Consider the following 21818-nt stretch of genomic DNA (forward strand, 5'->3'; position numbering starts at 1 on the left):
CGACGACGGCGAACGCGCCGAACGCGACACGCTGCTCGCCGCGCTGCGCAATGTCGCGTCGGGCGAAGACGTCGGCGCGATCGAAGCCGCGACGAAGGCGCTCGCCGAAGGCACCGACGAGTTCGCCGCGCGCCGCATGAACAAGGGGATTCGCCGCGCGCTGTCGGGCCGCAAGCTCGACGAGATCTGAACGGGCGAACGAACTGCGAACGTCGCACCAATCACCGGAGCGCGCCGCGTGGACTTAAAAAGTCCGCGCGGCGCCAGTAAAATGGTACGGAGCCTGCACGCGGCATTGCTGGCAGCCGCTGTGCCTCAGACCCAAACGGAAACTGTATGCCTCAAATCGTTGTGCTGCCTCACGTCGAACTGTGCCCGGAAGGCGCGGTGATCGACGCCGTTCCCGGCAAGAGCATCTGCGACAACCTGCTCGATAACGGTATCGAAATCGAGCATGCGTGCGAGAAGTCGTGCGCATGCACGACCTGTCACGTGATCGTGCGTGAGGGTTTCGCCGCCTTGACGCCGTCCGAGGAAGACGAGGACGATCTGTTGGACAAGGCATGGGGGCTCGAACCGGCTTCGCGCCTGTCGTGCCAGGCGATCATGCCGGACGAGCAGGATCTGGTCGTCGAAATTCCGCGTTACTCGATCAATCACGCGAAGGAAAACCACTAACAGGAGGGCGCCGCCATGAAGTGGACCGATACGCAAGAAATCGCGATGGCTCTGACCGACAAGCATCAGGATGTCGATCCGCAGCAGGTGCGTTTCACCGACCTGCATCGCTGGGTGATGGAGCTCGAAGGCTTCGACGACGATCCGAACCGCTCCAGCGAAAAGATTCTCGAAGCGATTCAGGCGGCGTGGATCGAAGACGCGGATTATTGAACGCGCGTTCGAACCGATTCATCGAACTACAAAGAAAAGGCGATTCCGATGGAATCGCCTTTTTTCTTGGCTGCGTTGACGAGAGTGGAGCGCGTGAGTGAGGCAGCCGATATCAGTCGGCGACGAGGCCGCCGTTCTGCACGCGCACGCGCTCGCCGTCGTGAAACGGCGGCGCCTCGTGATAGGTGAAGTAGCGCGTCTTGCCGTCTTCCATGTGCACGCGCACCGAATACGACGTCGTGCTGCGCAGATGCTTTTCGACCGAGTTGCCGGCGAGCCCGCCGCCGAGCGCGCCGAGCAGCGTCATCGCGGTACGTCCGCCGCCGGCCCCGAACTGGTTGCCGACGACGCCACCGGCCACCGCGCCGCCGACCGCGCCAATACCGGTGCCATGTCCTTCATGCCGAACCGCCGAGATCGCGACGACGGTACCGCAAGTCGAGCAATGAGCGGCTTGCGGCGCCGGCTGCTGCGCGTACTGGGGCGCTGCTTGCGGCCCGGGTTGTTGCGCGTACTGCGACTGCGGTGCGGCCTGCGCCTGTTGCTGCTGCGCGTATTGCTGTTGCTGCGCCGGAGCGGGGAGCGCGGCTGGAGCGGGCTGCGCCGCTTGCTGAGCCTGACCCTGCTGCTGTTGCGCGGTTGGGTTGACCGGTGCGGCCGAATCGACGACGCCCGGCACTTGCGTGCTGACCTGCGCGGCCTGTGTCTGATCGTTTTGTGCGCCGTTGCCCGACGCCTTCGGGAACACGCCGGTGATTGCCGCGGTGGCGACGAGACTCGCGACGAGCACCGCGCCGGCGGCGACCGCGATCAACGGATGAAGACGACGTGGCTGCGTGGGTTGATGAGTAGGGGTGTCCATGTGGGGCCTCCGTTTCTGACAGAGCCGACTCCTTGTCAGATTCAGTGTCGGGCAATTCGATCCGGGCAGCGTTTCTATTTGTAACCGGCTCGATGGCAGCCTTGGCCGGAGGACGGTGGCCTCTACGCGGCGCGCCTTTGTGTCAGCAAGCTTTTCAGGCCCTTGCGACCACGGCGACTTGCGCGCGCTGGAGCAGCTTTTACCGCCGGTTACAAAACGTCCATTAGCAGAAATCGGTCCCGCCAAGCGAAAACGCGCGCACAAAGAAAACGCCCGGTATCGACCGGGCGTTCGTCAAAACCATCACATTGCACGCGAAACGCAGCGACTACTCGCGCTCAGCGTCGCTCAATCTTCGCGACGCAGATGCGGGAACAGAATCACGTCGCGGATGCTCGGGCTATCGGTCAGCATCATCACCAGACGGTCGATGCCGATACCGCAGCCGCCCGCCGGCGGCATGCCGTATTCGAGCGCACGGATGTAGTCCGCGTCGTAGAACATCGCTTCCTCGTCGCCGGCGTCCTTCTGGTCGACCTGCTTCTTGAAGCGCGCGGCCTGATCTTCCGGATCGTTCAGCTCGGAGAAGCCGTTGGCGATTTCGCGGCCGGTGATGAATAGCTCGAAGCGCTCGGTGATGCCTTCCACCTTGTCCGACGCACGCGCGAGCGGCGACACCTCGATCGGATAGTCGATGATGTAGGTCGGCTCCCACAGTTGCGACTCGGCGGTCTCCTCGAACAGCGCCAGTTGCAGCGAGCCAATGCCCGCGTTCAGGAACTGCGGCTGCGAGGCATCGACGCCGAACTTCTTCAGTTCGGCGCGCAGGAACGTGCTGTCGGTGAGCTGCTCGTTCGTGTATTGCGGCGCGTATTTCTGGATCGCCTGCGTGATCGTGAGGCGATGGAACGGCTTCGACAGATCGAGTTCACGGCCCTGATAGGTGATGGTGGCCGTGCCGAGCGCATCGATCGCGGCCTGGCGAATCAGCTGCTCGGTGAAGTCCATCAGCCACTTGTAATCGGTGTAGGCCGCGTAGAACTCGATCATCGTGAATTCCGGGTTGTGGCGCACGGACACGCCCTCGTTGCGGAAATTACGATTGATCTCGAACACGCGCTCGAAGCCGCCCACCACCAGACGCTTCAGATACAGCTCCGGCGCGATGCGCAGGAACATCTGCATGTCGAGCGCGTTGTGGTGCGTCGAGAACGGCTTGGCCGCCGCGCCGCCCGGAATCGGGTGCAGCATCGGCGTTTCGACTTCCATGAAGTTCGCGTCGGCCATGTACTTGCGGATCGACGAAATTGCCTTCGTACGCGCGACGAACGTGCGGCGCGTTTCCGGCGTGACGATCAGATCGACGTAGCGCTGGCGGTACTTCATTTCCTGGTCGGCGAGACCGTGGAATTTATCCGGCAGCGGACGCAGCGACTTCGACAGCAGACGCAACTCCGTGCAGCGCACCGACAGCTCGCCCTTGTTGGTGCGGAACAGCACGCCGCGCGCTGCGACGATGTCGCCCATGTCCCACTTCTTGAACGCGTCGTAGGTTTCCTGACCGACGTCGGCCGGCGTGATGAAGAACTGGATCTGACCCGAGCCGTCGCGCACGGTCGCGAAGCTTGCTTTGCCCATCACGCGTTTGAGCATCATGCGGCCGGCGATCGCGACTTCGAGCGGATTCGCTTCGAGTGCTTCCTTGTCGGCGTGCTCGTACTGCGACTGCAGATCTTCGGCGTGGTGCGTGGGACGGAAATCGTTCGGATAGGCGACGCCTTGCTCGCGCAGCTCGCGCAGCTTTTCGCGGCGCTCGGCGATGATCTTGTTGTCGTCCACTTCGGGCACGACAGTCGGCTGGGTCGGTTCAGTCATGATGATTTGGTATTCGGTGGCCCGCCGCGGCGTGCGCCGCAAAGCGGGAAGCCAGTCAGTGTAAAAACCTCAGGCGGTACTGGAAAACGAGGCAAGCGCGGTCCCGATCGTTGGACGTGGCCGCGCCGCCGTGCGCGCTTAGACGCCTTGTTTCAGGCTCGCGCTGATGAACGGATCGAGATCGCCGTCGAGCACGCTCTTCGTGTTGCTGATTTCGACGTTGGTGCGCAGATCCTTGATGCGGCTGTTGTCGAGCACGTACGAGCGGATCTGATGGCCCCAACCCACATCGGTCTTGCCCGCTTCGAGCTTGTCCTGCTCGGCCTGACGCTTGCGGATTTCCGCTTCGTACAGGCGCGATTTCAGCATCGCCATCGCTTCGGCGCGGTTGCGGTGCTGCGAGCGGTCGTTCTGGCACTGCACGACGATGCCCGACGGCATGTGCGTGATACGCACCGCCGAGTCGGTCTTGTTGATGTGCTGACCGCCCGCGCCCGAAGCGCGGTAAGTGTCGATGCGCAGATCGGCCGGGTTGATTTCGACTTCGATCGAGTCGTCGATTTCCGGGTACACGAATACTGACGAGAACGACGTATGCCGACCGCCCGACGAGTCGAACGGCGACTTGCGCACGAGGCGGTGCACGCCGGTTTCGGTACGCAGGAAGCCGTATGCGTATTCGCCTTCGATTTTGATCGTCGCGTTCTTGATGCCGGCGACGTCGCCTTCGGTCTGCTCGAGCACTTCGGTCTTGAAGCCCTTGCGTTCGCAGTAGCGCAGATACTGGCGCAGCAGCATCGACGCCCAGTCGCATGCTTCGGTGCCGCCGGCGCCGGCCTGGATGTCGAGAAAGGCGTTGTTGGGGTCGGCCGGGTTCGCGAACATCCGGCGGAATTCCATGTCGGCGACGCGCGCTTCGATGGCCTGTGCATCGGCTTCACAGGCGAGCAGCGTTTCGTCGTCGGCTTCTTCGCGCGCCATGTCGAACAGGTCTTGCGCGTCGTTCACGTCGTTGGTGATCGACGTGAGCTTGCCGACCGTGTCGTCGAGCAGCTTTTTTTCTTTACCGAGTGCCTGGGCGTGCTTCGCATCGTTCCAGACGTCCGGGTCTTCGAGTTCCCGGTTGACTTCGATTAGACGCAGTGCTTTGTCGTCGTAGTCAAAGATACCCCCGTAGGTCGTCCGCGCGCTTGCGCAGGTCGGCCAGAGAGGCTTCGATCGCGTTGAGACGTTCCGCTTCCATGTCGATCTTTTATAGCTTCGTAAAAAGGAGAAATTATAGCCGATCGGCACGCCGCGCCGGAGCCCCGCGGGCGATCCGGCGCGTGTTCGCGATTGATTTTGCGGAAGATTTCAGCTCACCGCGTGCTCGACGATCAGTTGCACGCGCGACACGCCGTTCCACGTGTCGCTCGATAGCCGGTAGGCGACGGTGGTGCGCGCGGGCAGCGTATCGGTGTGATTGAACCAGATCGCGTTGAAGCGCTGGCGGCCGCGCAGCAGTTGCAGCTTCAGGTGCTTGTCTTTCACGAGCGCCTGCGAGGCGACCTCGAATTCGCCGGAGAACACCGGCGCCGGAAAGCCTTGGCCCCACACGGCCGCGTCGAGCATCTCGACGAATTGCGGCGTGAAGTACGCATCTTCGAGCTCGCCGTCGGTTTCGACGGTGCGCGCGAGCGCCTCCGCGGACAGCCATTCGCGGCCGACCGCCTCGAACGCGGCCGTGAAGCGCGGCACGTCGGCGGCGGCGATCGTCAGGCCCGCGGCCATCGCATGGCCGCCGAATTTAACGATCAGGTTCGGTTCGCGCTTCGAGATCAGATCGAGCGCGTCGCGCAGATGGAAGCCCGGGATCGAGCGGCCCGAGCCCTTGACGAGCACGCCGGTATCGTCGGCGGGCGCGAACGTGAACGACGGGCGGTGGAATTTTTCCTTCAGCCGTCCCGCGACGATGCCGATCACGCCTTGATGCCAGCCCGGATTGAACAGCGTGATGGTGGTCGCGCCGTCTGGGTCGACCGTCGACAGGTCGTCGAGCGCCTGCTGCTGCATGCCGGCCTCGATTTCGCGGCGCTCGCGGTTCATCGTGTCGAGCTGCTGCGCGAGCTCCCACGCGCGGCCGACGTCGTCGGTGGTCAGGCATTCGATACCGAGCGACATGTCCGACAGCCGTCCCGCAGCGTTCAGGCGCGGTCCGAGCGCGAAGCCGAGATCGAAGCCGGACGCGTTGCGCGCATCGCGCGCGGCGGCGCGAAAGAGGGCGGCGATGCCCGGCTGCATGCGACCCTTGCGGATGCGCTGCAGACCTTGCGCGACCAGCACGCGGTTGTTGCCGTCGAGCTTGACGACGTCGGCGACGGTGCCGAGCGCGACCAGATCGAGCAGACCGTCGAGGCGCGGCTCGGGCAGCGCGTCGCCGAACGCGCCGCGGCGGCGCAGTTCGGCACGCAGCGCGAGCAGCACGTAGAACATCACGCCGACGCCGGCCAGGCACTTGCTCGGGAACGTGCAGCCCGGCTGGTTCGGATTGACGATCGCGCGCGCGGCGGGCAATTCGTCGCCGGGCAAATGGTGGTCGGTGACCAGCACGTCGATGCCGAGCGCGTTCGCGGCGGCAACGCCGTCGACGCTCGCGATGCCGTTGTCGACGGTGATCAGCAGATCGGGCTTGCCCGCCGCGCTGCACGCCGCCAGCTCGACGATGTCCGGCGTGAGTCCGTAGCCGTGCTCCATGCGGTTCGGCACCAGATAGTCGATGCGCGCGCCGAACATGCGCAGTCCGCGCACCGCGACCGCGCAGGCGGTTGCGCCGTCGCAGTCGTAGTCGGCGACGACCAGCATGCGGCGCTGCTGCTGGAGCGCGTCGGCGAGCAGCGCGGCGGCCGCGTCGCAGCCCTTCAGGTCGGCGGGCGGCACGAGCCGCGCGAGGCCGGTCTCGACCTCTTCGGGCAGGCACACGCCGCGCGATGCGTACAGGCGCGCGAGCACCGGATGCACGCCGCAGCGGGTCAGCACGTCGGCGTCGACAGGGGAGCAGGGGCGCGTAACGATTCGGGTCATGCGGAAGGGCCGTGGATCATTCGATGAAAAGCGAGGCCAGCACGCGCCGCCGCCAGAATTTGCGCAGGTCGCCGCGCGTGACGCTCAACGTCACCGAGCCGGTGTCGCCGCACAGCGTGAGGCCGAGCTCGGCGAGTTCGCCCGCCTGTAGCGCCGCGAGAGCCGGCTCGAACCAGTCGCTCTCCAGCGCGGCGAATGCCTGGTTCCAGCGCGCCCAGTCCTGTTCGATGTAGGGCGCGGAGAAGGGATCGAGTTCGACGAGTGTCGCGCCGCTGCCGCTGCCGTCGGTTGCACCGCGCAGCGCCGCCGGCAGTTCGCGGTACGACGCCGGCGGCGCGCCTGGCGCGATCCCCGCGCTGAGCGCGAGGCCGCGCGTCGCGGCGGCGTCGGACAGCACCCGCGCGAACGGACTGCGCACCGGCCGCGCGGCGCCTTGCGCGTGAAACCAGATCGAGTTGACGGCCGGCAGCCCGCGTGCCTCGCGCGCTTCGTTGACCGGATGCTCGAACCATGCCATCTGCACTTCGTTCTGCAGCTTCATCCATGCGCGCGAACGCTCGCCGGAATGCGCTTCGTGCGGCAGCCAGATCTCGATGTTGCGGCCGCTCGCGCGCAACGGCGACGCGCCCGCGAGCGTGCCGAACGCGTCGCTCGACAGATACCAGCGGGTCGGCTTCGGCGCTTCGACGCGCACGCCGAGTTCCTCGATCAGCGGACGCGCGAGCGCGAGCAGCGTGGCCGCTTCTTCATCCGATAGATCGAGCGAGGCGGGATCGATCAGCACCAGGTGGTCGTGCGCGATGTGCACGTGCACCGGCTGCACGCACGCCCACGTCGCGCTGCCGGGTTCGCCGCCGTCGGCGCGCAGCATGTAGGGCGCGAGCGGGGCTTCGTCGGCGGCGGCCGAGGCGCCCGCTGCGCCATCAGGCAGCGCGCCGAATTGTCGCGCGACCCAGCGCTCGTGCGGCAGCGTGCGCTGAAAATCCTCGCCGATCACGCGTTCGATCAGCGTCGCGCGCGCGATCAGCGTGTCGAGGGCGGGACTATGGATGTCGTGAAGCGCGGTGGAGGCGTCGGCCGCGGCGGGCAGCGCGAAAGGCAGCAGAAGATGGAGGCGGTCGGCAGGCATGATGCTGCGCATTGTAGGGCAAACGGTGCGAGTATTTCGACCAAGCACGGCTGGTTTATCGATCGCGTACCGAGGCATGAGCTTTGCGCGAGCGGGCGGCATTGTGTGGCAAACTTCGCGCTTGATCGCTGGACGTGGCAGCGGTGGCGCACCGTGCCGCCACGCCTCCATGCGCCGGCGCAGCCGCACAGCGGCCGGCCGGGCGAGGAACGATCGGCGCCGCCGCGAGCCCAACGATCACGACGCTCGGGCCGCCCGGCACACGCTCGATGTTTGCCGCTCCCGACACACAGTCGAAGAACGCACAAAAGGATTCGCTTGAAATTTCCCTACGAATGGCAGATTGGCTGGCGCTACACACGCGCCGGTAAACGCACGACCGGTAACGGCTTCATATCGTTCATCGCGCTGGTGTCGATGTCGGGCATCGCGCTTGGCGTCGCGGCGCTGATCGTGGTGCTGTCGGTGATGAACGGCTTTCAGAAAGAGGTGCGCGACCGCATGCTGTCGGTGCTCGCGCACGTCGAGATCTTTTCGCCGACCGGTTCGATGCCCGACTGGCAACTGACTGCGAAGGAAGCGCGGCAGAACCAGCAGGTGATCGGCGCGGCGCCCTACGTCGAGGCGCAGGCGCTGCTCACGCGCCAGGATGCGGTGAGCGGCGTCGCATTGCGCGGCATCGAGCCGACGCTCGAGCCGGAAGTGTCCGATATCGGCAAGGAAATGAAGGGCGGCAAGCTGACCGACCTCCTGCCCGGCGACTTCGGCATCGTGCTCGGCGCCGATCTGGCGGCCAATCTCGGCGTGCAGCTGAACGACAAGATCACGCTCGTCGCGCCCGAAGGAACGATCACGCCGGCCGGCATGCTGCCGCGCCTGAAGCAGTTCACGGTGGTCGGCATCTTCGAGTCGGGCCACTACGAATACGACAGCACGCTCGCGCTGATCAACATCAAGGACGCGCAGGCGCTGTTCCGGCTGCCTGCGCCGACCGGCGTGCGGCTGAGGCTCACCGATATGCAGCGCGCGCCGGAAGTCGCGCGTCAGCTCGCGCGCACGCTGTCGGGCGATCTGTACATTCGCGACTGGACCCAGCAGAACAAGACCTGGTTCTCGGCGGTGCAGATCGAGAAGCGCATGATGTTCATCATCCTGACGCTGATCATTGCGGTGGCCGCGTTCAATCTGGTGTCGTCGCTGGTGATGACGGTGACCAACAAGCAGGCCGATATCGCGATCCTGCGCACGCTCGGCGCGCAGCCCGGCTCGATCATGAAGATCTTCGTCGTGCAGGGCGTGACGATCGGTTTCATCGGCACTGCGACCGGCGTCGCGCTCGGCTGTCTGATCGCGTGGAGCATCCCGTGGCTGGTGCCGATGATCGAGCATCTGCTCGGCGTGCAGTTCCTGCCGCCGTCGGTGTACTTCATCAGCGAGTTGCCGTCCGAGCTGGTTCCGGCCGACGTCGCTCGCATCGGCATCATCGCGTTCGTGCTGTCCGCGCTCGCGACTCTGTATCCGAGCTGGCGCGGCGCGAAGGTCCGTCCGGCGGAGGCGCTGCGCTATGAATGACCGCCTCGTCCATCCCTCAACCGATTCATCCATGACCGCTCAGGACCCCGCGTCGTATCCGTACGTGCTCGAAGCCACCGGCATTTCCAAATCGTTCGTGCAGGGTGGCCTGAACGTGCAGGTGCTTAACAATGCCGAACTCGCCGTGCGGCGCGGCGAGAAGCTCGCGATCGTCGGCGCGTCGGGCTCCGGCAAGAGCACGCTGCTGCACGTGCTCGGCGGTCTCGACGATCCGAGCGCGGGCGAGGTGTCGGTGCTCGGCAAGCCGTTCACGAAGCTCTCCGAGCGCGAGCGCAACGACCTGCGCAATCGCGCGCTCGGTTTCGTTTATCAGTTTCACCATCTGCTGCCGGAGTTTTCCGCGCTCGATAACGTCGCGATGCCGCTACGAATTCGTCGCGAGACGACCGAAGTCGCGCGCCGTGAGGCGATGGCGGTGCTCGAGCGCGTCGGCATGGGGCATCGCGCGAAGCATCGGCCGGGCGAGCTGTCGGGCGGCGAGCGTCAGCGTGTTGCGATCGCGCGCGCGCTCGTCACGAAGCCCGCCTGCGTGCTCGCTGACGAGCCGACCGGTAACCTCGACGGCGGCACCGCCGACACCGTGTTCAACCTGATGCTCGAACTATCGCGCACGCTCGAGACGAGCTTCGTGATCGTCACGCACGACCCGGAGCTGGCGGGGCGCTGCGATCGCATCATGCGGCTGCGTGACGGCGTGCTGCACGAAGAGCCGCCGGTGCCGGTCTGAGCCCGGCTTGAGCCAGGGTTGAGTCAAACCCCGGCACGGTCGTTGCGGGCGATCCGCGGATGACCGACCGCCGCCCGCGAACCGCCGGAACACCTTCGGTCGGGTCCCATTGCCAGCGAGACAACCCATGTGGATCGATACTCACTGCCATCTCGACGCTTCGGAGTTCGACGCCGACCGTGACGCGGTTGCGGCGTCCGCGCGCGATGCGGGCGTGTCGCGCATCGTGATTCCGGCGATCGGGCGACAGAACTTCGCGGCGGTGCGCGAGCTCGCGCACCGCGTCGATGGCGGCGCGTACGCGCTCGGCATTCATCCGATGTACACGCCAGGCGCCGTCGACGCCGACCTCGACCTGCTGCGCATGGAGATCGAGGCGAGCCTCGACGATCCGCGCTTCGTCGGCATCGGCGAGATCGGGCTCGACTTTTTCGTCGACGGTCTCGACGATGCGCGCCAGCAATTTTTCTACAACGGCCAGTTGGAGCTCGCGCGCGAATTCGATCTGCCGGTCATCTGCCATGTACGCAAATCGCAGGATCAGGTGATCGCGGGACTGCGCCGGCACCAGATCCATCACGGCATCGCGCACGCGTTCAATGGCAGTTTCCAGCAGGCTCAGGCATATATCGATCAGGGCCTGCATCTCGGGTTCGGCGGCAACCTGACGTTCGAGCGCGCGCGGCAGATCCGCCGACTCGCCGAACAGCTGCCGCTCGACGCGCTGGTCGTCGAGACCGACGCGCCCGATATCGCGCCATCGTGGATGTACAAGCAGCGCAATTCGCCAGAGCAGATTCCGGCGATCGGGGCGAGCCTCGCGCAACTGCGCGGTGTCACTTCCGACGCAGCCGCCCTTGGCACAACGGCTAACGCGCTCGCCGCGCTGCCGCGACTCGCGCTTTCCTCTGCATAATCGATTCGGTTGATCGAAAGGGTTCGCGCCGGGCGACGCCCACGCCCGGCGGGCTCGCCGCTGCCTGCTCGCCGGCGCGTGACGACGCCCGACGCCAGTGGCGCGGAGGGCGGATGCGGGCAGTCTGGTGTGGATTTGCGTTGGGTGTGATCTGGCTGCAGCGGCAGGCGACGTTGCCGGATGCGGGCGGATGGTGGGCGTTGATACTGGCCGGCTGTGCGGCCGCCGGCGTTGCCGGGTGGGGTTTGCGTGGCGCTGGAGCGGGCGCGGCGTACCGGCTCGAAAACGAGCGGCGCTTGTCGCACCAGTTCGCTAGCCGTGTATGGCGCGATGCCCGCATGCGGCGGGTGGCCGGTTGGGGCGCAGTCTGGTGCGCGGCGATCTGCGTCGGCTTCGGCTATGCGGCTCTGCGCGCTCAAACGCGGCTCGCGGTGAGCCTGCCGCATGAGTGGCAAGGGCGCGATATCGAGGTCGTCGGCACTATCAAGGGATTGCCGACGCGCGACGACAAGGGCGCGCGCTTCCTGTTCGACGTCGAGACCAACGATGCACGGCTCGCCGCCTTCCCGCGCGTGATTCAACTCGCCTGGATCGCGCGCGACGCCCCGGCGCCGCAGCTTGAACCGGGCGAGCGCTGGCGTCTGACCGTGCGCCTGAAGCGCCCGCACGGCAACGCGAATTTTGGCGTGCGCGATGCCGAGGCGAATCTGCTCGCGCGCAACGTCCGCGCGACTGGTTACGTGAGCGTGCCGGATCATGCGCGGCGCCTCGCCGGTCGCGCGCGCGGGCTCGCCGTGCTGGTCGACCGCTGGCGCGCCGCGTTGCGCGCGCGTATCGACACGGTGCTCGCCGATGCGCCGCATCGCGGCATCGTCGTCGCGCTCGCGATCGGCGCGCAGGACCAGCTGAGCCGCGCCGACTGGCAATTGATACGCGAAACCGGCACGAGTCATCTGGTTGCGATTTCGGGCTTGCATATCGGCTTGGTCGCGGGGCTGACCGGCTGGCTCGCGGCAGCAATCTGGCGACGCTCGGGCTGGCTCGGCCGCAACTGGCCGCTGCGCTTGCCCGCGCAGCTCGTCGGCGTGACGGCCGGGGCGCTCTTCGCTGCGCTGCATGCCGCGCTCGCGGGCTTCAACGTGCCGGCGCAACGCGCGCTGTGGATGGCCGCGCTCGTCGCGCTGGCGTTCGTCGGCGGCCGGCAGCTGGCGCGCTCAACGGTGCTCGCGTGGGCGCTCGGGCTCGTGTTGCTGATCGATCCGTGGGCGGTCGTGTCGGCGGGATTCTGGCTGTCGTTCGGCGCGGTCGGCGCGATCCTGTTCGCGTTGTCGGGGCGGCCGCGCGTGCGGGGTCCGCAGGCGTCACGTCAGCATGAAGACGGGGAGGGCGGCGCGGCGCAAGCCAGGTGGCTGGCGCTGCGTCCGGAATTGATCCGGCATCTGCGCGCTCTCGCCGAACGCTTGCGCAGCGCCGCGCACGTGCAATTCGCGGTGACGGTCGCGCTTGCGCCGCTGACCGCCTACTGGTTCGCGCAGATTCCGCTCGTCGGTCCGCTCGCGAACGCGTTCGCGATTCCGTGGGTGAGCGCGCTCGTCACGCCGGCGGTGCTCGCGGGCGTCGCATTGCCCGCGCCGCTCGACGCGTTCGCGTGGCGCGCCGCGCACGCGCTGCTCGATGGCCTCGCGGCCGGCCTGCAACTGGTGTCGGGACCGCGCTGGACGCTGTGGTGGTTGCCGCAGCCGCATGCGTGGGCGCTCGCCGCGGCGGCGCTCGGTGTGCTGTGGTGTCTCGCGCCGCGTGGCTGGCCGCTGCGCTGGGCGGCGCCGCTGACGTGGCTGCCGCTGCTGATGCCTGGCGCAAACGGCGCGCTCGCCGAGCCATCGGGTGCGTTCCGTCTGACTGCGCTCGATGTCGGGCAGGGCACGTCGGTGCTCGTGCAGACCGCGCATCACGCGTTGCTGTTCGATGCCGGCCCCGGCCCGGAATCGACGCATGCTGGCGAGCGAGTGGTGGTGCCGTTCCTGCAGGCGCAAGGTGTGACGATGCTCGATACGCTGATGATCAGCCACGACGATTCGGATCATTCGGGTGGCGCGCCGGCAGTGCTCGACGCGATCGAGGTGCGTCAGCTGGTGGCCGGACTGAGGCCGGACAATCCGCTGTGGCCGAAGGCAAAACAGCATGGCACGCAGACGCTGCCGTGTGTGGCGGGGCAGCGCTGGCAGTGGGACGGTGTCGAATTCGCGGTATTGTGGCCGGACGCCGGGGCGCTCACCGGCAAGGCGAACGAGCATTGCTGCGTGTTGAGGGTCAGCACGTTGCCCGCCACCAACGCAGGTCAGGCGGCGTCGGCCAGTGCGAACGCGCCGCGTTTCGCGACCCTCCTGACCGCCGACATCGAAGCGCCAACCGAGCGCGCGCTGCTCGCACGCGATCGCGAGATGTTACGCGCGCAAGTATTGGTAGTGCCGCATCATGGCAGCAAAACCTCGTCGACCGAACCGTTCCTCGACTCTATCGATCCGTCCATCGCGTTATTTCAGGTAGGCTACGAGAATCGTTTTCATCATCCGAACGCGGGCGTGTTCGCGCGCTATGTAGCGCGTCATATCGAGCTCGCGCGCAGCGATCGCGATGGCGCCGTCAGGGTCGACGTCGATCCGCGCGCGCGCGGCGAGGAGGGCGCCGCGCTCACGCTCGAGCGCTATCGCGACACGCAGCGGCGCTACTGGATGGAGCCCTGAGCGCGTCGCCGCTCAATGAGCGCAACGGCGCAGACAACCGGCGCAAGCAGCGGTATAAGCAGCGGCACAGGCGAAGCACCCGCCCACGCGTAAAAAACACCACGGAGATTGCCGCAGTTGAAAAACATCATCCATTTCTCGCACGCGAACGGCTTTCCGGCCTCGACTTACCGGACCATCTTCGCCGAACTCTCCGACGACTACGAGGTGCGCTCGATCGAGCGGATCGGTCATGATCCGCGCTTTCCGGTCACGCAGGACTGGCCCCATCTGGTCGAGCAACTGCTCGACGATATCGCGCGCAGGTACGAGCAGCCGGTGTGGCTCGTCGGGCATTCGCTCGGCGGTTATCTGTCGGTGATGGCGGCGCTGAAAAAGCCGCAGTGGGTGAGGGGCGTCGTGATGCTCGACTCGCCGGTGATCGCCGGCTGGCGCAGCAGCATGCTGCGCGTGTCGCAATGGACCGGGCTCGACGAGCGGCTGTCGCCCGCCGCCGCGACGCGCAAGCGCCGCACGCAATGGGCGAGCCGCGACGAAGCCTGGCGGCACTTCCATTCGAAACCCGCGTTCGCGCGCTGGGACGAGCGCATGCTGTCCGACTACATCGACTTCGGCATTCCGCAGAGTTCGCCCGACGGCACCCGCGTGCTCGCGTTCGATCGGCGCACCGAATACCAGATCTACCGAACTTTGCCGCATACGCTCGGCGCGCGGCTCGCGCGCGGCGCGGCGGTGCCGGTCGGGCTCATTGCCGGAACGCACTCGAAGGAAATCCGCCAGGTCGGTCTCGACGCGACGCGGCGCGCGACCGGCGGCCACGTCGAGTGGATCGAGGGCAGCCATCTGTATCCGATGGAAAAGCCGATCGAAACCGCGCGCGCGGTGCAACGCATGTTGCGCGAGCTGGAGCGAACCGCCTGACGCACTGCGCTCACGAAGCGGGCCCCAAACTGCTGCGCCGGCTGCCGCCCGACGCGGCATCGGCACGCGGCGGGGCGGTCGTTTTTTGCTGGGTCGGGACCATCCTTTACGGTATAATCCGTTTTTCCCGCGAGCATCCAGCGATGACCAAATATGTTTTCGTCACCGGCGGCGTAGTATCTTCCCTCGGCAAGGGTATTGCCGCCGCTTCCCTCGCCGCGATCCTCGAATCGCGCGGTCTTAAAGTCACCCTCCTCAAACTCGATCCCTACATCAACGTCGACCCCGGCACGATGAGCCCGTTTCAGCACGGCGAAGTGTTCGTGACGGAAGACGGAGCGGAAACCGACCTCGACCTCGGCCACTACGAGCGCTTCATCAGCACGAAGATGCGCAAGGCCAACAACTTCACCACGGGCCAGATTTACGAATCGGTTATCCGCAAGGAACGCCGCGGCGATTATCTCGGCAAGACCGTGCAGGTCATTCCGCACATCACCAACGAAATCCAGGCATTCGTCGAACGCGGCGCAGCTTCTGCGACGTGCGGCGAGCCGGATGTCGCGATCGTCGAAGTGGGTGGCACGGTGGGTGACATCGAATCGCTGCCGTTCCTCGAAGCGGCGCGTCAGATGAGCCTGCGCCTCGGCCGCAACAGCGCGTGCTTCGTGCACCTCACGCTGGTGCCCTGGGTGGCCACGGCCGGCGAGCTCAAAACCAAGCCTACCCAGCACAGCGTGCAGAAGCTGCGCGAAATCGGCATCTCGCCGCACGTGCTGCTGTGCCGCGCCGACCGCCGCATTCCGGACGACGAGCGCGCGAAAATCTCGCTGTTCTCGAACGTGCCCGAAGACGCGGTGATTTCCGTGTGGGACGCGGACAGCATCTACAAGATTCCGCAGATGCTGCACGACCAGGGTCTCGACGCGATCATCTGCGAAGAGCTGAAGCTCACGCCGAAGGCGGCCGATCTCTCCATGTGGTCGGACCTCGTCGACAAGCTGCAGAACCCGAAGCACGAAGTGACGATCGGCATGGTCGGCAAGTACGTCGATCTGACCGAGTCGTACAAGTCGCTGATCGAAGCGCTGCGCCATGCGTCGATGCATACGTCGACGCGTGTGAATATCGAGTACATCGACTCCGAAGAGATAGAAACGCAAGGCGTCGAAAGCCTCAAGCATCTCGACGCGGTGCTCGTGCCGGGCGGCTTCGGCCGTCGCGGCACCGAAGGCAAGATCGCTGCGATCCGCTACGCACGCGAAGCGAAGGTGCCGTATCTCGGCATCTGCCTCGGCATGCAGCTCGCGGTGATCGAATTCGCGCGTGACGTGGTCGGCCTGAAGGACGCGAACAGCACCGAGTTCGATCAGGAAACGAAGAACCGCGTGGTCGCGCTGATCACCGAGTGGTACGACCGCGAAGGCCGCGTCGAGAAGCGCACCGAAGAGTCGGACCTCGGCGGCACGATGCGTCTGGGTTCGCAGCGTTGCCCGATCAAGCCCGGCACGCTCGCCGAAGAGATCTACGGCACGGATGTGAACGAGCGTCATCGTCACCGTTATGAGGTGAATAACCGTTTCGTGCCCCAGCTCGAAGGCGGTGGCCTCATCATTAGCGCCCGTACCCCGAGCGAGGATCTGCCGGAAATGATGGAGCTGCCGCGCAGCATGCACCCGTGGTTCGTCGGCGTGCAATTCCACCCGGAATTCACGTCCACGCCGCGTGACGGTCATCCGCTGTTCAAGTCGTTCGTCGAAGCGGCGCTCGCGCATCAGCAGTCGAGGGTCGAGGAGAAAGCATGAAACTGGGCGATTTCGAAATCGGGCTCGACAAGCCGTTTTTCCTGATCGCCGGTACCTGTGTCGTCGAATCCGAACAGATGACGATCGACACGGCCGGCCGCCTGAAGGAAATCTGCGCGAAGCTGAACATTCCGTTCATCTACAAATCGTCGTACGACAAGGCCAATCGCAGCAGCGGCAAGTCGTTTCGCGGTCTGGGCATGGACGAAGGTCTGCGCATCCTGTCGGAAGTGAAGCGCCAGCTCGGCCTGCCGGTGCTGACCGACGTGCACGCCGAGCACGAGATCGAGCAGGTCGCGTCGGTCGTCGACGTGCTGCAAACGCCCGCGTTCCTGTGCCGTCAGACCGACTTCATCCACGCGTGCGCGCGCTCGGGCAAGCCGGTCAACATCAAGAAGGGGCAGTTTCTCGCGCCGCACGACATGAAGAACGTGATCGACAAGGCGCGCGACGCCGCGCGTGAAGCGGGTCTGTCGGAAGACCGCTTCATGGCGTGCGAGCGCGGCGTATCGTTCGGCTATAACAACCTCGTGTCGGACATGCGTTCGCTCGCGATCATGCGCGAGACCAACGCGCCGGTCGTGTTCGACGCGACGCACTCGGTGCAGTTGCCGGGCGGTCAGGGCACGAGCTCGGGCGGTCAGCGCGAATTCGTGCCGGTGCTCGCGCGTGCCGCGGTGGCGGTCGGCGTCGCGGGCCTGTTCATGGAAACGCACCCGAATCCGGCGCAAGCGAAGTCGGACGGGCCCAATGCGGTGCCGCTCAATCGCATGGCCGACCTGCTCGAGACGCTCGTCACACTCGACCAGGCCGTCAAGCGCGGCCCGTTCCTCGAAAGCGACTTCAACTGATTCAGGTGTGCGCCGCGTGTCACGATTGCTCTCGATAATGACCCGCGGCGTTTTCGCATAATGGTCGTCGAACGTATCGGCGCGCGAGTTGTCTGTCGGGGAGGCCGGCAGTTGCCTTGCATGGGACCGGAGTAGGCGCTAAAGCACCAACTCCGGATCGGCAGCGCGATACAGTGTCAGAGTAAAGAATTCAACGTCATCCTTTGAGGAAACCATGAGTGCTATCGTAGACATCATCGGTCGAGAGATTCTCGATTCGCGAGGCAACCCCACCGTCGAATGCGACGTGCTGCTCGAGTCGGGCACGATGGGCCGCGCAGCCGTGCCGTCGGGCGCGTCGACCGGCTCGCGCGAAGCGATCGAACTGCGCGACGGCGAAGCCGGCCGCTACGGCGGCAAGGGCGTGCTGAAGGCCGTCGAGCACATCAACACGGAAATCTCCGAAGCGATCATGGGTCTCGACGCTTCCGAGCAGGCGTTCCTCGACAAGACTCTGCTCGAGCTCGACGGCACCGACAACAAGTCGCGCCTCGGCGCGAACGCGATGCTGGCCGTGTCGATGGCCGTCGCGAAAGCCGCCGCTGAAGAAGCCGGCCTGCCGCTGTATCGCTACTTCGGCGGTTCGGGCGCGATGCAACTGCCGGTGCCGATGATGAACATCGTCAACGGCGGCGCGCACGCGAACAACAGCCTGGACATCCAGGAATTCATGATCGTTCCGGTCAGCCAACCGAGCTTCCGCGAGGCGCTGCGCTGCGGCGCCGAAGTGTTCCACGCGCTGAAGAAGATCCTGTCGGATCGCGGCATGAGCACGGCAGTCGGCGACGAAGGCGGCTTCGCGCCGAACTTCGGCAGCAACGAGGAATGCCTGTCCACCATTTTGCAAGCCATCGAGAAAGCAGGCTATCGCGCCGGTGAAGACGTGCTGCTCGCACTCGACTGCGCGGCCAGCGAGTTCTACCACGACGGCAAGTACCAGCTCGCGGGCGAAGGCCTGCAGCTGTCGTCGACGGAATTCGCGGATTACCTCGCGAACCTCGCCGACAAGTTCCCGATCGTGTCGATCGAAGACGGCATGCACGAAGGCGACTGGGAAGGCTGGAAAATCCTGACCGACAAGCTCGGCGACAAGGTCCAGCTGGTCGGCGACGACCTGTTCGTCACGAACACGCGCATCCTGAAGGAAGGCATCGAGAAGGGCATCGCTAACTCGATCCTGATCAAGATCAACCAGATCGGCACGCTGACGGAAACCTTCGCAGCGATCGAAATGGCCAAGCGCGCCGGCTACACGGCCGTGATTTCGCACCGCTCGGGCGAAACCGAAGACTCGACGATCGCGGACATCGCCGTCGGTCTGAACGCCGGCCAGATCAAGACCGGCTCGCTGTCGCGTTCGGATCGCATCTCGAAGTACAACCAGCTGCTGCGTATCGAGGAAGATCTCGGCGATATCGCGAGCTACCCGGGCAAGTCGGCGTTCTACAATCTGCGCTAAGCGTTTTCGCCAGATTGTTCCCGCCGATCGATGAGCCGGTTATCCTTCGTTTCTGATTGACCTCGCCGCCCTGCGTATAGCGCAGGGCGGCGCGTATTTATTGTGCTTACTTCATGCGGCTTGTCACTGCTGTCCTGATCGTTCTGCTGGCGTTAATCCAGTACCCGCTCTGGTGGGGGCACGGCGGCTGGCTGCGCGTGCATGAGTTGCAGGGCCAACTCGCGCAGCAATTGCAGAAGAATGCCGACGCGAAGCTGCGCAACGAGCGCATCCAGGGCGAAGTGCAGGATCTGCAGAACGGCACCGCCGCGGTCGAAGAGCGCGCGCGCTACGAAATGGGCATGGTCAAGGACGGCGAAGTGTTCGTGCAGTTCGTGTCGCCGAACCAGCCGCTGCCGTTGGCGAACACGCCGTCGGTGGATACGTCGACCCGCGGCGAGGTGTCGGCCGCGCCGCTACACGTGGTGCCGAATCCGGAGTCGCGTGCGAAGCCGGATCGCAAGCATGGCGGGAAGGCGGCGGCTGCAAAGGAGAAGAAGCCGGCGCACTGAGGTTCGATATCTCGAATCCACCTTGCACGAAGGCGCAAAAAAAGCGCGGTTCATCATGAACCGCGCTTTTTGTTTATTGGGCTGCAGGATTCGCTGCTACCAGCCCCAATACGGCCCGAACCCGACCCCGACCCCAGTCCCCCAGCCACGTCCCCAGCCGCCGCTCGAGAAGCCCAAGGAAAACCTTACGGGCGGCGAGCGCGAGTAATAGCGGGACCAGGCTTGCGCGGCGGCGTCCGTGGCGATCGCCTGATTCTGTTCGAACATGACCTGTTGCTCGATCGCGTCGTAGCGCGCGCGTTCCTCCGGTGTCAGCGTCTGTGTGTGGCTGATGGCCTCCGCCTGGTCGGGCGGCAGTCGGCTCAGAATCGGCGCAGGGCCCGGCGGATCGATCGAGCAGGCGGTCAGCGCCGCGCAGCCCGTGAGGACGGCCAGGATCAACGAAAGCGTGTGCTTCATGGTCGAATCTCCATCGGTCCGAGGTCCGAGGCTCGAGCAGGCGTCTTCCAACACGCGGTGACGCATCCTTCCAATGTATCAACGCGGCGCTCAAATGCAACGCGCCGCCCGAGCCGTGACGAGGCATGGGGCGGCGCGGTCAGGACTTCCGTCGTAATGCGCGATCACTTCGTGGGCACGCACTCCGCTTCACCGAAAGCGCGGGTTTAGTGCCGCTGCGCGGCCGCCGGCGTCACGCCTTGTGAGAGTCCGCCGGCGACGAAAAGTTGCGCGACGTCGACTGGGTCGAACTCGTAGCGCTGATTGCAAAACTCGCAGTGAATCTCGACGTGGCCGCGTTCTTCGATCACGCCGTCGACTTCATCGCGGCCGAGCATCTTCAGCATCGCGGCGACTTTTTCGCGCGAGCACGTGCATTCGAATCGCGCGGTGACCGGCTCGAAATGCTGGACGTTTTCCTGCCAGAACAGGCGCCGGAACACCGTCTCCGGTTCTTCCTTCAGCAATTCGTCCTGTGACAGTGTGCCGCCGAGCGTGCACACGCGCTCCCACGTATCCGCGTCGAGCTCGCCCGGATGCGGGACGATGCCGCCATCGCCCGGCAGCTTTTGAAGCAGCATGCCGACCGCGCGCTCGGTGTTTGCCGCGAGCCACATGCGCGTGTCGAGCTGTTCGGAGTGGTGCATGTAGTGCTCGAGCACTTCGGCGATCGACTTCAGCGGTCCATTCGCGCCCGAAAGCGGCACGATACTCTGGTACGGCTGCTGGCCGGGCTGCTTGTCGGTCGGGTCGAGCGTGATCACGCAGCGGCCGTGGCCGCTCGCGTTCACCAGGTCGATCAGCGAGGTCGAGTCGTCGATCGTATGGGCGGCTTCGCCGGACAGCTTCGCGGTGGCGCGCATCGTCAGGTTCGAGCTGCACTGCACGACCAGCATCTTGATCGGGCCGTCGCCGAAAATCTGCATGACGAGGGTGCCGTCGAACTTCAGGTTCGCCGACAGCAGCGCGCACGCGGCCATCATTTCGCCGAGAATCGTTCGCACGGGCGCCGGATAATCGCGGCGCGTCAGCACGTCCTGCCAGGTATTGCGCAGGGAAACGATCTCGCCGCGCACCGGCGCCGCGCTGAACATGAATTTTTGCAACTGGTCGCTCACAACTTTTCCTCGCTGGAATGACGCGGCGTGATGCCGCGCCTTTGCGCGCCGCGCGCCGGCCGTCTAGCCGATGCGTACGAGCTGCGCCTTGAAATACTCGCGCCGGCCGGCATAGCTTGCCGCGGCGCGCTGCAGGTTGGCGATATCCGCTTCCGTCAGTTCGCGCACCGCCTTCGCGGGCGCGCCGAGGATCAGCGTATTGTCGGGAAACACCTTGCCCTCGGTGACGATGGCACCCGCTCCGACCAGACAGTTGCGGCCGATCACCGCGCCATTCAAGACCACCGCCTGAATTCCGATCAACGCGCCTTCCTTGATCGTGCAGCCGTGCAGCATCGCCTGATGGCCGATCGTCACGTTCGACTCGACCGTCAGCGGATAGCCGGGGTCGGTGTGCAGCACCGCGTTTTCCTGCACGTTGCTGCCGGCGCCGATCGTGATCGGCTCATTGTCGCCGCGCAGCGTCGCACCGAACCACACGCTCGCGTTCTCCTCGAGCGTCACGTTGCCGATGATGTTCGCCGAATCCGCGACGAACACGCTTTCATGAATGATCGGGGCGGCTTCGCCCAGCTTGTAAATCGTCACAATGTCTCCTTGTCGGTCGGAGCCGGGCCTTGGGGCGGCTCCGATGCCGTGCACGATGGGTGTCTGATCGATTGCCTCGCATGGGCGGGGCGGCGTGCGCCCGGCGCGGTGCGAGGAGTTTGGCGGTTCTGCGTCGCCAACTGACGGGCGTGCCCTAAAGCGCGCCGGGTGGTCGAATCGGGTATTGTAAA

Annotated in this window: 20 protein-coding genes; 12 read left to right on the forward strand and 8 right to left on the reverse strand. The window is 65.5% G+C overall.

Annotated elements, in window-relative coordinates:
- From AB3X89_RS27145 to iscX, 3 genes are all read left to right on the forward strand, one after another.
- Positions 1-190, forward strand: a 190-nt coding sequence (locus tag AB3X89_RS27145; RefSeq protein WP_368586044.1) for a hypothetical protein, incomplete at its 5' end; no start/stop codon positions are given.
- Positions 191-336: 146 nt separating this feature from the next.
- Entirely contained in the window at positions 337-678 is a 342-nt protein-coding gene (fdx, locus tag AB3X89_RS27150; protein ID WP_013089813.1) for an ISC system 2Fe-2S type ferredoxin, read from the forward strand.
- A 15-nt stretch (positions 679-693) separates the two neighbouring features.
- Complete coding sequence (iscX, locus tag AB3X89_RS27155) at positions 694-891, forward strand: Fe-S cluster assembly protein IscX (protein ID WP_008922031.1); 198 nt, start codon at positions 694-696, stop codon at positions 889-891.
- Between the two features lie 112 nt (positions 892-1003).
- Here iscX and AB3X89_RS27160 read toward each other — a convergent pair whose 3' ends face one another.
- The 5 genes from AB3X89_RS27160 to AB3X89_RS27180 form a co-directional block, all read right to left on the reverse strand.
- Positions 1004-1753 (reverse strand): glycine zipper 2TM domain-containing protein, encoded by a 750-nt coding sequence (locus AB3X89_RS27160; protein ID WP_368586045.1) that lies wholly within the window; start codon positions 1751-1753, stop codon positions 1004-1006.
- A 348-nt stretch (positions 1754-2101) separates the two neighbouring features.
- The gene (lysS, locus tag AB3X89_RS27165; protein WP_368586046.1) at positions 2102-3628 is read right to left on the reverse strand and encodes a lysine--tRNA ligase; all 1527 of its coding nucleotides are present in this window, start codon (positions 3626-3628) and stop codon (positions 2102-2104) included.
- A 138-nt stretch (positions 3629-3766) separates the two neighbouring features.
- A protein-coding gene (gene prfB / locus AB3X89_RS27170; RefSeq protein ID WP_013089810.1) for a peptide chain release factor 2 occupies positions 3767-4871 on the reverse strand; the annotation gives its coding sequence in 2 pieces (ribosomal slippage) (positions 3767-4789 and positions 4791-4871; 1104 coding nt in all).
- A gap of 110 nt (positions 4872-4981) precedes the next feature.
- Positions 4982-6688 (reverse strand): single-stranded-DNA-specific exonuclease RecJ, encoded by a 1707-nt coding sequence (gene recJ, locus AB3X89_RS27175; RefSeq protein ID WP_368586047.1) that lies wholly within the window; start codon positions 6686-6688, stop codon positions 4982-4984.
- Between the two features lie 16 nt (positions 6689-6704).
- The gene (locus tag AB3X89_RS27180; protein ID WP_368586048.1) at positions 6705-7829 is read right to left on the reverse strand and encodes a regulator; all 1125 of its coding nucleotides are present in this window, start codon (positions 7827-7829) and stop codon (positions 6705-6707) included.
- Positions 7830-8135: 306 nt separating this feature from the next.
- On the opposite strand from AB3X89_RS27180, the gene AB3X89_RS27185 reads away from it, so the two are divergent.
- The 9 genes from AB3X89_RS27185 (at position 8136) to ftsB (ending at position 19423) form a co-directional block, all read left to right on the forward strand.
- Complete coding sequence (locus tag AB3X89_RS27185) at positions 8136-9389, forward strand: lipoprotein-releasing ABC transporter permease subunit (protein WP_368586049.1); 1254 nt, start codon at positions 8136-8138, stop codon at positions 9387-9389.
- Complete coding sequence (gene lolD, locus AB3X89_RS27190; protein ID WP_013089806.1) at positions 9382-10137, forward strand: lipoprotein-releasing ABC transporter ATP-binding protein LolD; 756 nt, start codon at positions 9382-9384, stop codon at positions 10135-10137. The genes AB3X89_RS27185 and lolD overlap by 8 nt, the downstream gene beginning before the upstream one ends.
- A 127-nt stretch (positions 10138-10264) precedes the next feature.
- Positions 10265-11053 carry a TatD family hydrolase gene (locus AB3X89_RS27195; RefSeq protein ID WP_368586050.1) on the forward strand — a complete coding sequence of 263 codons (789 nt, stop codon included), beginning with the start codon at positions 10265-10267 and terminating at the stop codon, positions 11051-11053.
- A gap of 113 nt (positions 11054-11166) precedes the next feature.
- A complete protein-coding gene (locus AB3X89_RS27200; RefSeq protein WP_368586051.1) occupies positions 11167-13797 on the forward strand; it encodes a DNA internalization-related competence protein ComEC/Rec2 in 2631 nt (876 codons plus the stop codon).
- Positions 13798-13914: 117 nt separating this feature from the next.
- The gene (locus AB3X89_RS27205; protein WP_368586052.1) at positions 13915-14718 is read left to right on the forward strand and encodes an alpha/beta fold hydrolase; all 804 of its coding nucleotides are present in this window, start codon (positions 13915-13917) and stop codon (positions 14716-14718) included.
- 143 nt (positions 14719-14861) lie between these two features.
- A complete protein-coding gene (locus AB3X89_RS27210; protein WP_368586053.1) occupies positions 14862-16523 on the forward strand; it encodes a CTP synthase in 1662 nt (553 codons plus the stop codon).
- Positions 16520-17374 (forward strand): 3-deoxy-8-phosphooctulonate synthase, encoded by an 855-nt coding sequence (kdsA, locus tag AB3X89_RS27215; RefSeq protein WP_013089801.1) that lies wholly within the window; start codon positions 16520-16522, stop codon positions 17372-17374. Before AB3X89_RS27210 ends, kdsA begins: the two co-directional genes overlap by 4 nt.
- Positions 17375-17588: 214 nt before the next feature.
- Positions 17589-18872, forward strand: a complete 1284-nt coding sequence (gene eno, locus AB3X89_RS27220) for a phosphopyruvate hydratase (protein ID WP_013089800.1) — start codon at positions 17589-17591, stop codon at positions 18870-18872.
- Between the two features lie 113 nt (positions 18873-18985).
- Positions 18986-19423: a cell division protein FtsB gene (gene ftsB, locus AB3X89_RS27225; RefSeq protein WP_368586054.1), complete on the forward strand. Its 438-nt coding sequence runs from the start codon at positions 18986-18988 to the stop codon at positions 19421-19423.
- Between the two features lie 96 nt (positions 19424-19519).
- On the opposite strand, the gene AB3X89_RS27230 is transcribed toward ftsB, so the two are convergent.
- The 3 genes from AB3X89_RS27230 to AB3X89_RS27240 all read right to left on the reverse strand — a co-directional run bounded on the left by AB3X89_RS27230 (position 19520) and on the right by AB3X89_RS27240 (position 21627).
- A complete protein-coding gene (locus AB3X89_RS27230; protein ID WP_368586055.1) occupies positions 19520-19882 on the reverse strand; it encodes a hypothetical protein in 363 nt (120 codons plus the stop codon).
- A gap of 206 nt (positions 19883-20088) precedes the next feature.
- Complete coding sequence (hslO, locus tag AB3X89_RS27235) at positions 20089-21039, reverse strand: Hsp33 family molecular chaperone HslO (RefSeq protein WP_368586056.1); 951 nt, start codon at positions 21037-21039, stop codon at positions 20089-20091.
- Positions 21040-21102: 63 nt separating this feature from the next.
- Positions 21103-21627: a gamma carbonic anhydrase family protein gene (locus AB3X89_RS27240; protein ID WP_368586057.1), complete on the reverse strand. Its 525-nt coding sequence runs from the start codon at positions 21625-21627 to the stop codon at positions 21103-21105.
- Between the last annotated feature and the right edge of the window lie 191 nt (positions 21628-21818).

It is taken from the genome of Paraburkholderia sp. BR14320, from assembly GCF_040948665.1.
Lineage (GTDB): Bacteria > Pseudomonadota > Gammaproteobacteria > Burkholderiales > Burkholderiaceae > Paraburkholderia > Paraburkholderia youngii.

Excerpts from the sequence above, each read along its gene's own strand:
- AB3X89_RS27200 (WP_368586051.1), top strand. The coding sequence starts at position 11,167 with ATGCGGGCAGTCTGGTGTGGATTTGCGTTGGGTGTGATCTGGCTGCAG.
- kdsA (WP_013089801.1), top strand. The coding sequence starts at position 16,520 with ATGAAACTGGGCGATTTCGAAATCGGGCTCGACAAGCCGTTTTTCCTG.
- lolD (WP_013089806.1), top strand. The coding sequence starts at position 9,382 with ATGAATGACCGCCTCGTCCATCCCTCAACCGATTCATCCATGACCGCT.
- lysS (WP_368586046.1), bottom strand. The coding sequence starts at position 3,628 with ATGACTGAACCGACCCAGCCGACTGTCGTGCCCGAAGTGGACGACAAC.
- fdx (WP_013089813.1), top strand. The coding sequence starts at position 337 with ATGCCTCAAATCGTTGTGCTGCCTCACGTCGAACTGTGCCCGGAAGGC.
- AB3X89_RS27180 (WP_368586048.1), bottom strand. The coding sequence starts at position 7,829 with ATGCGCAGCATCATGCCTGCCGACCGCCTCCATCTTCTGCTGCCTTTC.
- ftsB (WP_368586054.1), top strand. The coding sequence starts at position 18,986 with ATGCGGCTTGTCACTGCTGTCCTGATCGTTCTGCTGGCGTTAATCCAG.
- AB3X89_RS27195 (WP_368586050.1), top strand. The coding sequence starts at position 10,265 with ATGTGGATCGATACTCACTGCCATCTCGACGCTTCGGAGTTCGACGCC.
- iscX (WP_008922031.1), top strand. The coding sequence starts at position 694 with ATGAAGTGGACCGATACGCAAGAAATCGCGATGGCTCTGACCGACAAG.
- AB3X89_RS27210 (WP_368586053.1), top strand. The coding sequence starts at position 14,862 with ATGACCAAATATGTTTTCGTCACCGGCGGCGTAGTATCTTCCCTCGGC.
- AB3X89_RS27160 (WP_368586045.1), bottom strand. The coding sequence starts at position 1,753 with ATGGACACCCCTACTCATCAACCCACGCAGCCACGTCGTCTTCATCCG.
- AB3X89_RS27230 (WP_368586055.1), bottom strand. The coding sequence starts at position 19,882 with ATGAAGCACACGCTTTCGTTGATCCTGGCCGTCCTCACGGGCTGCGCG.
- recJ (WP_368586047.1), bottom strand. The coding sequence starts at position 6,688 with ATGACCCGAATCGTTACGCGCCCCTGCTCCCCTGTCGACGCCGACGTG.
- eno (WP_013089800.1), top strand. The coding sequence starts at position 17,589 with ATGAGTGCTATCGTAGACATCATCGGTCGAGAGATTCTCGATTCGCGA.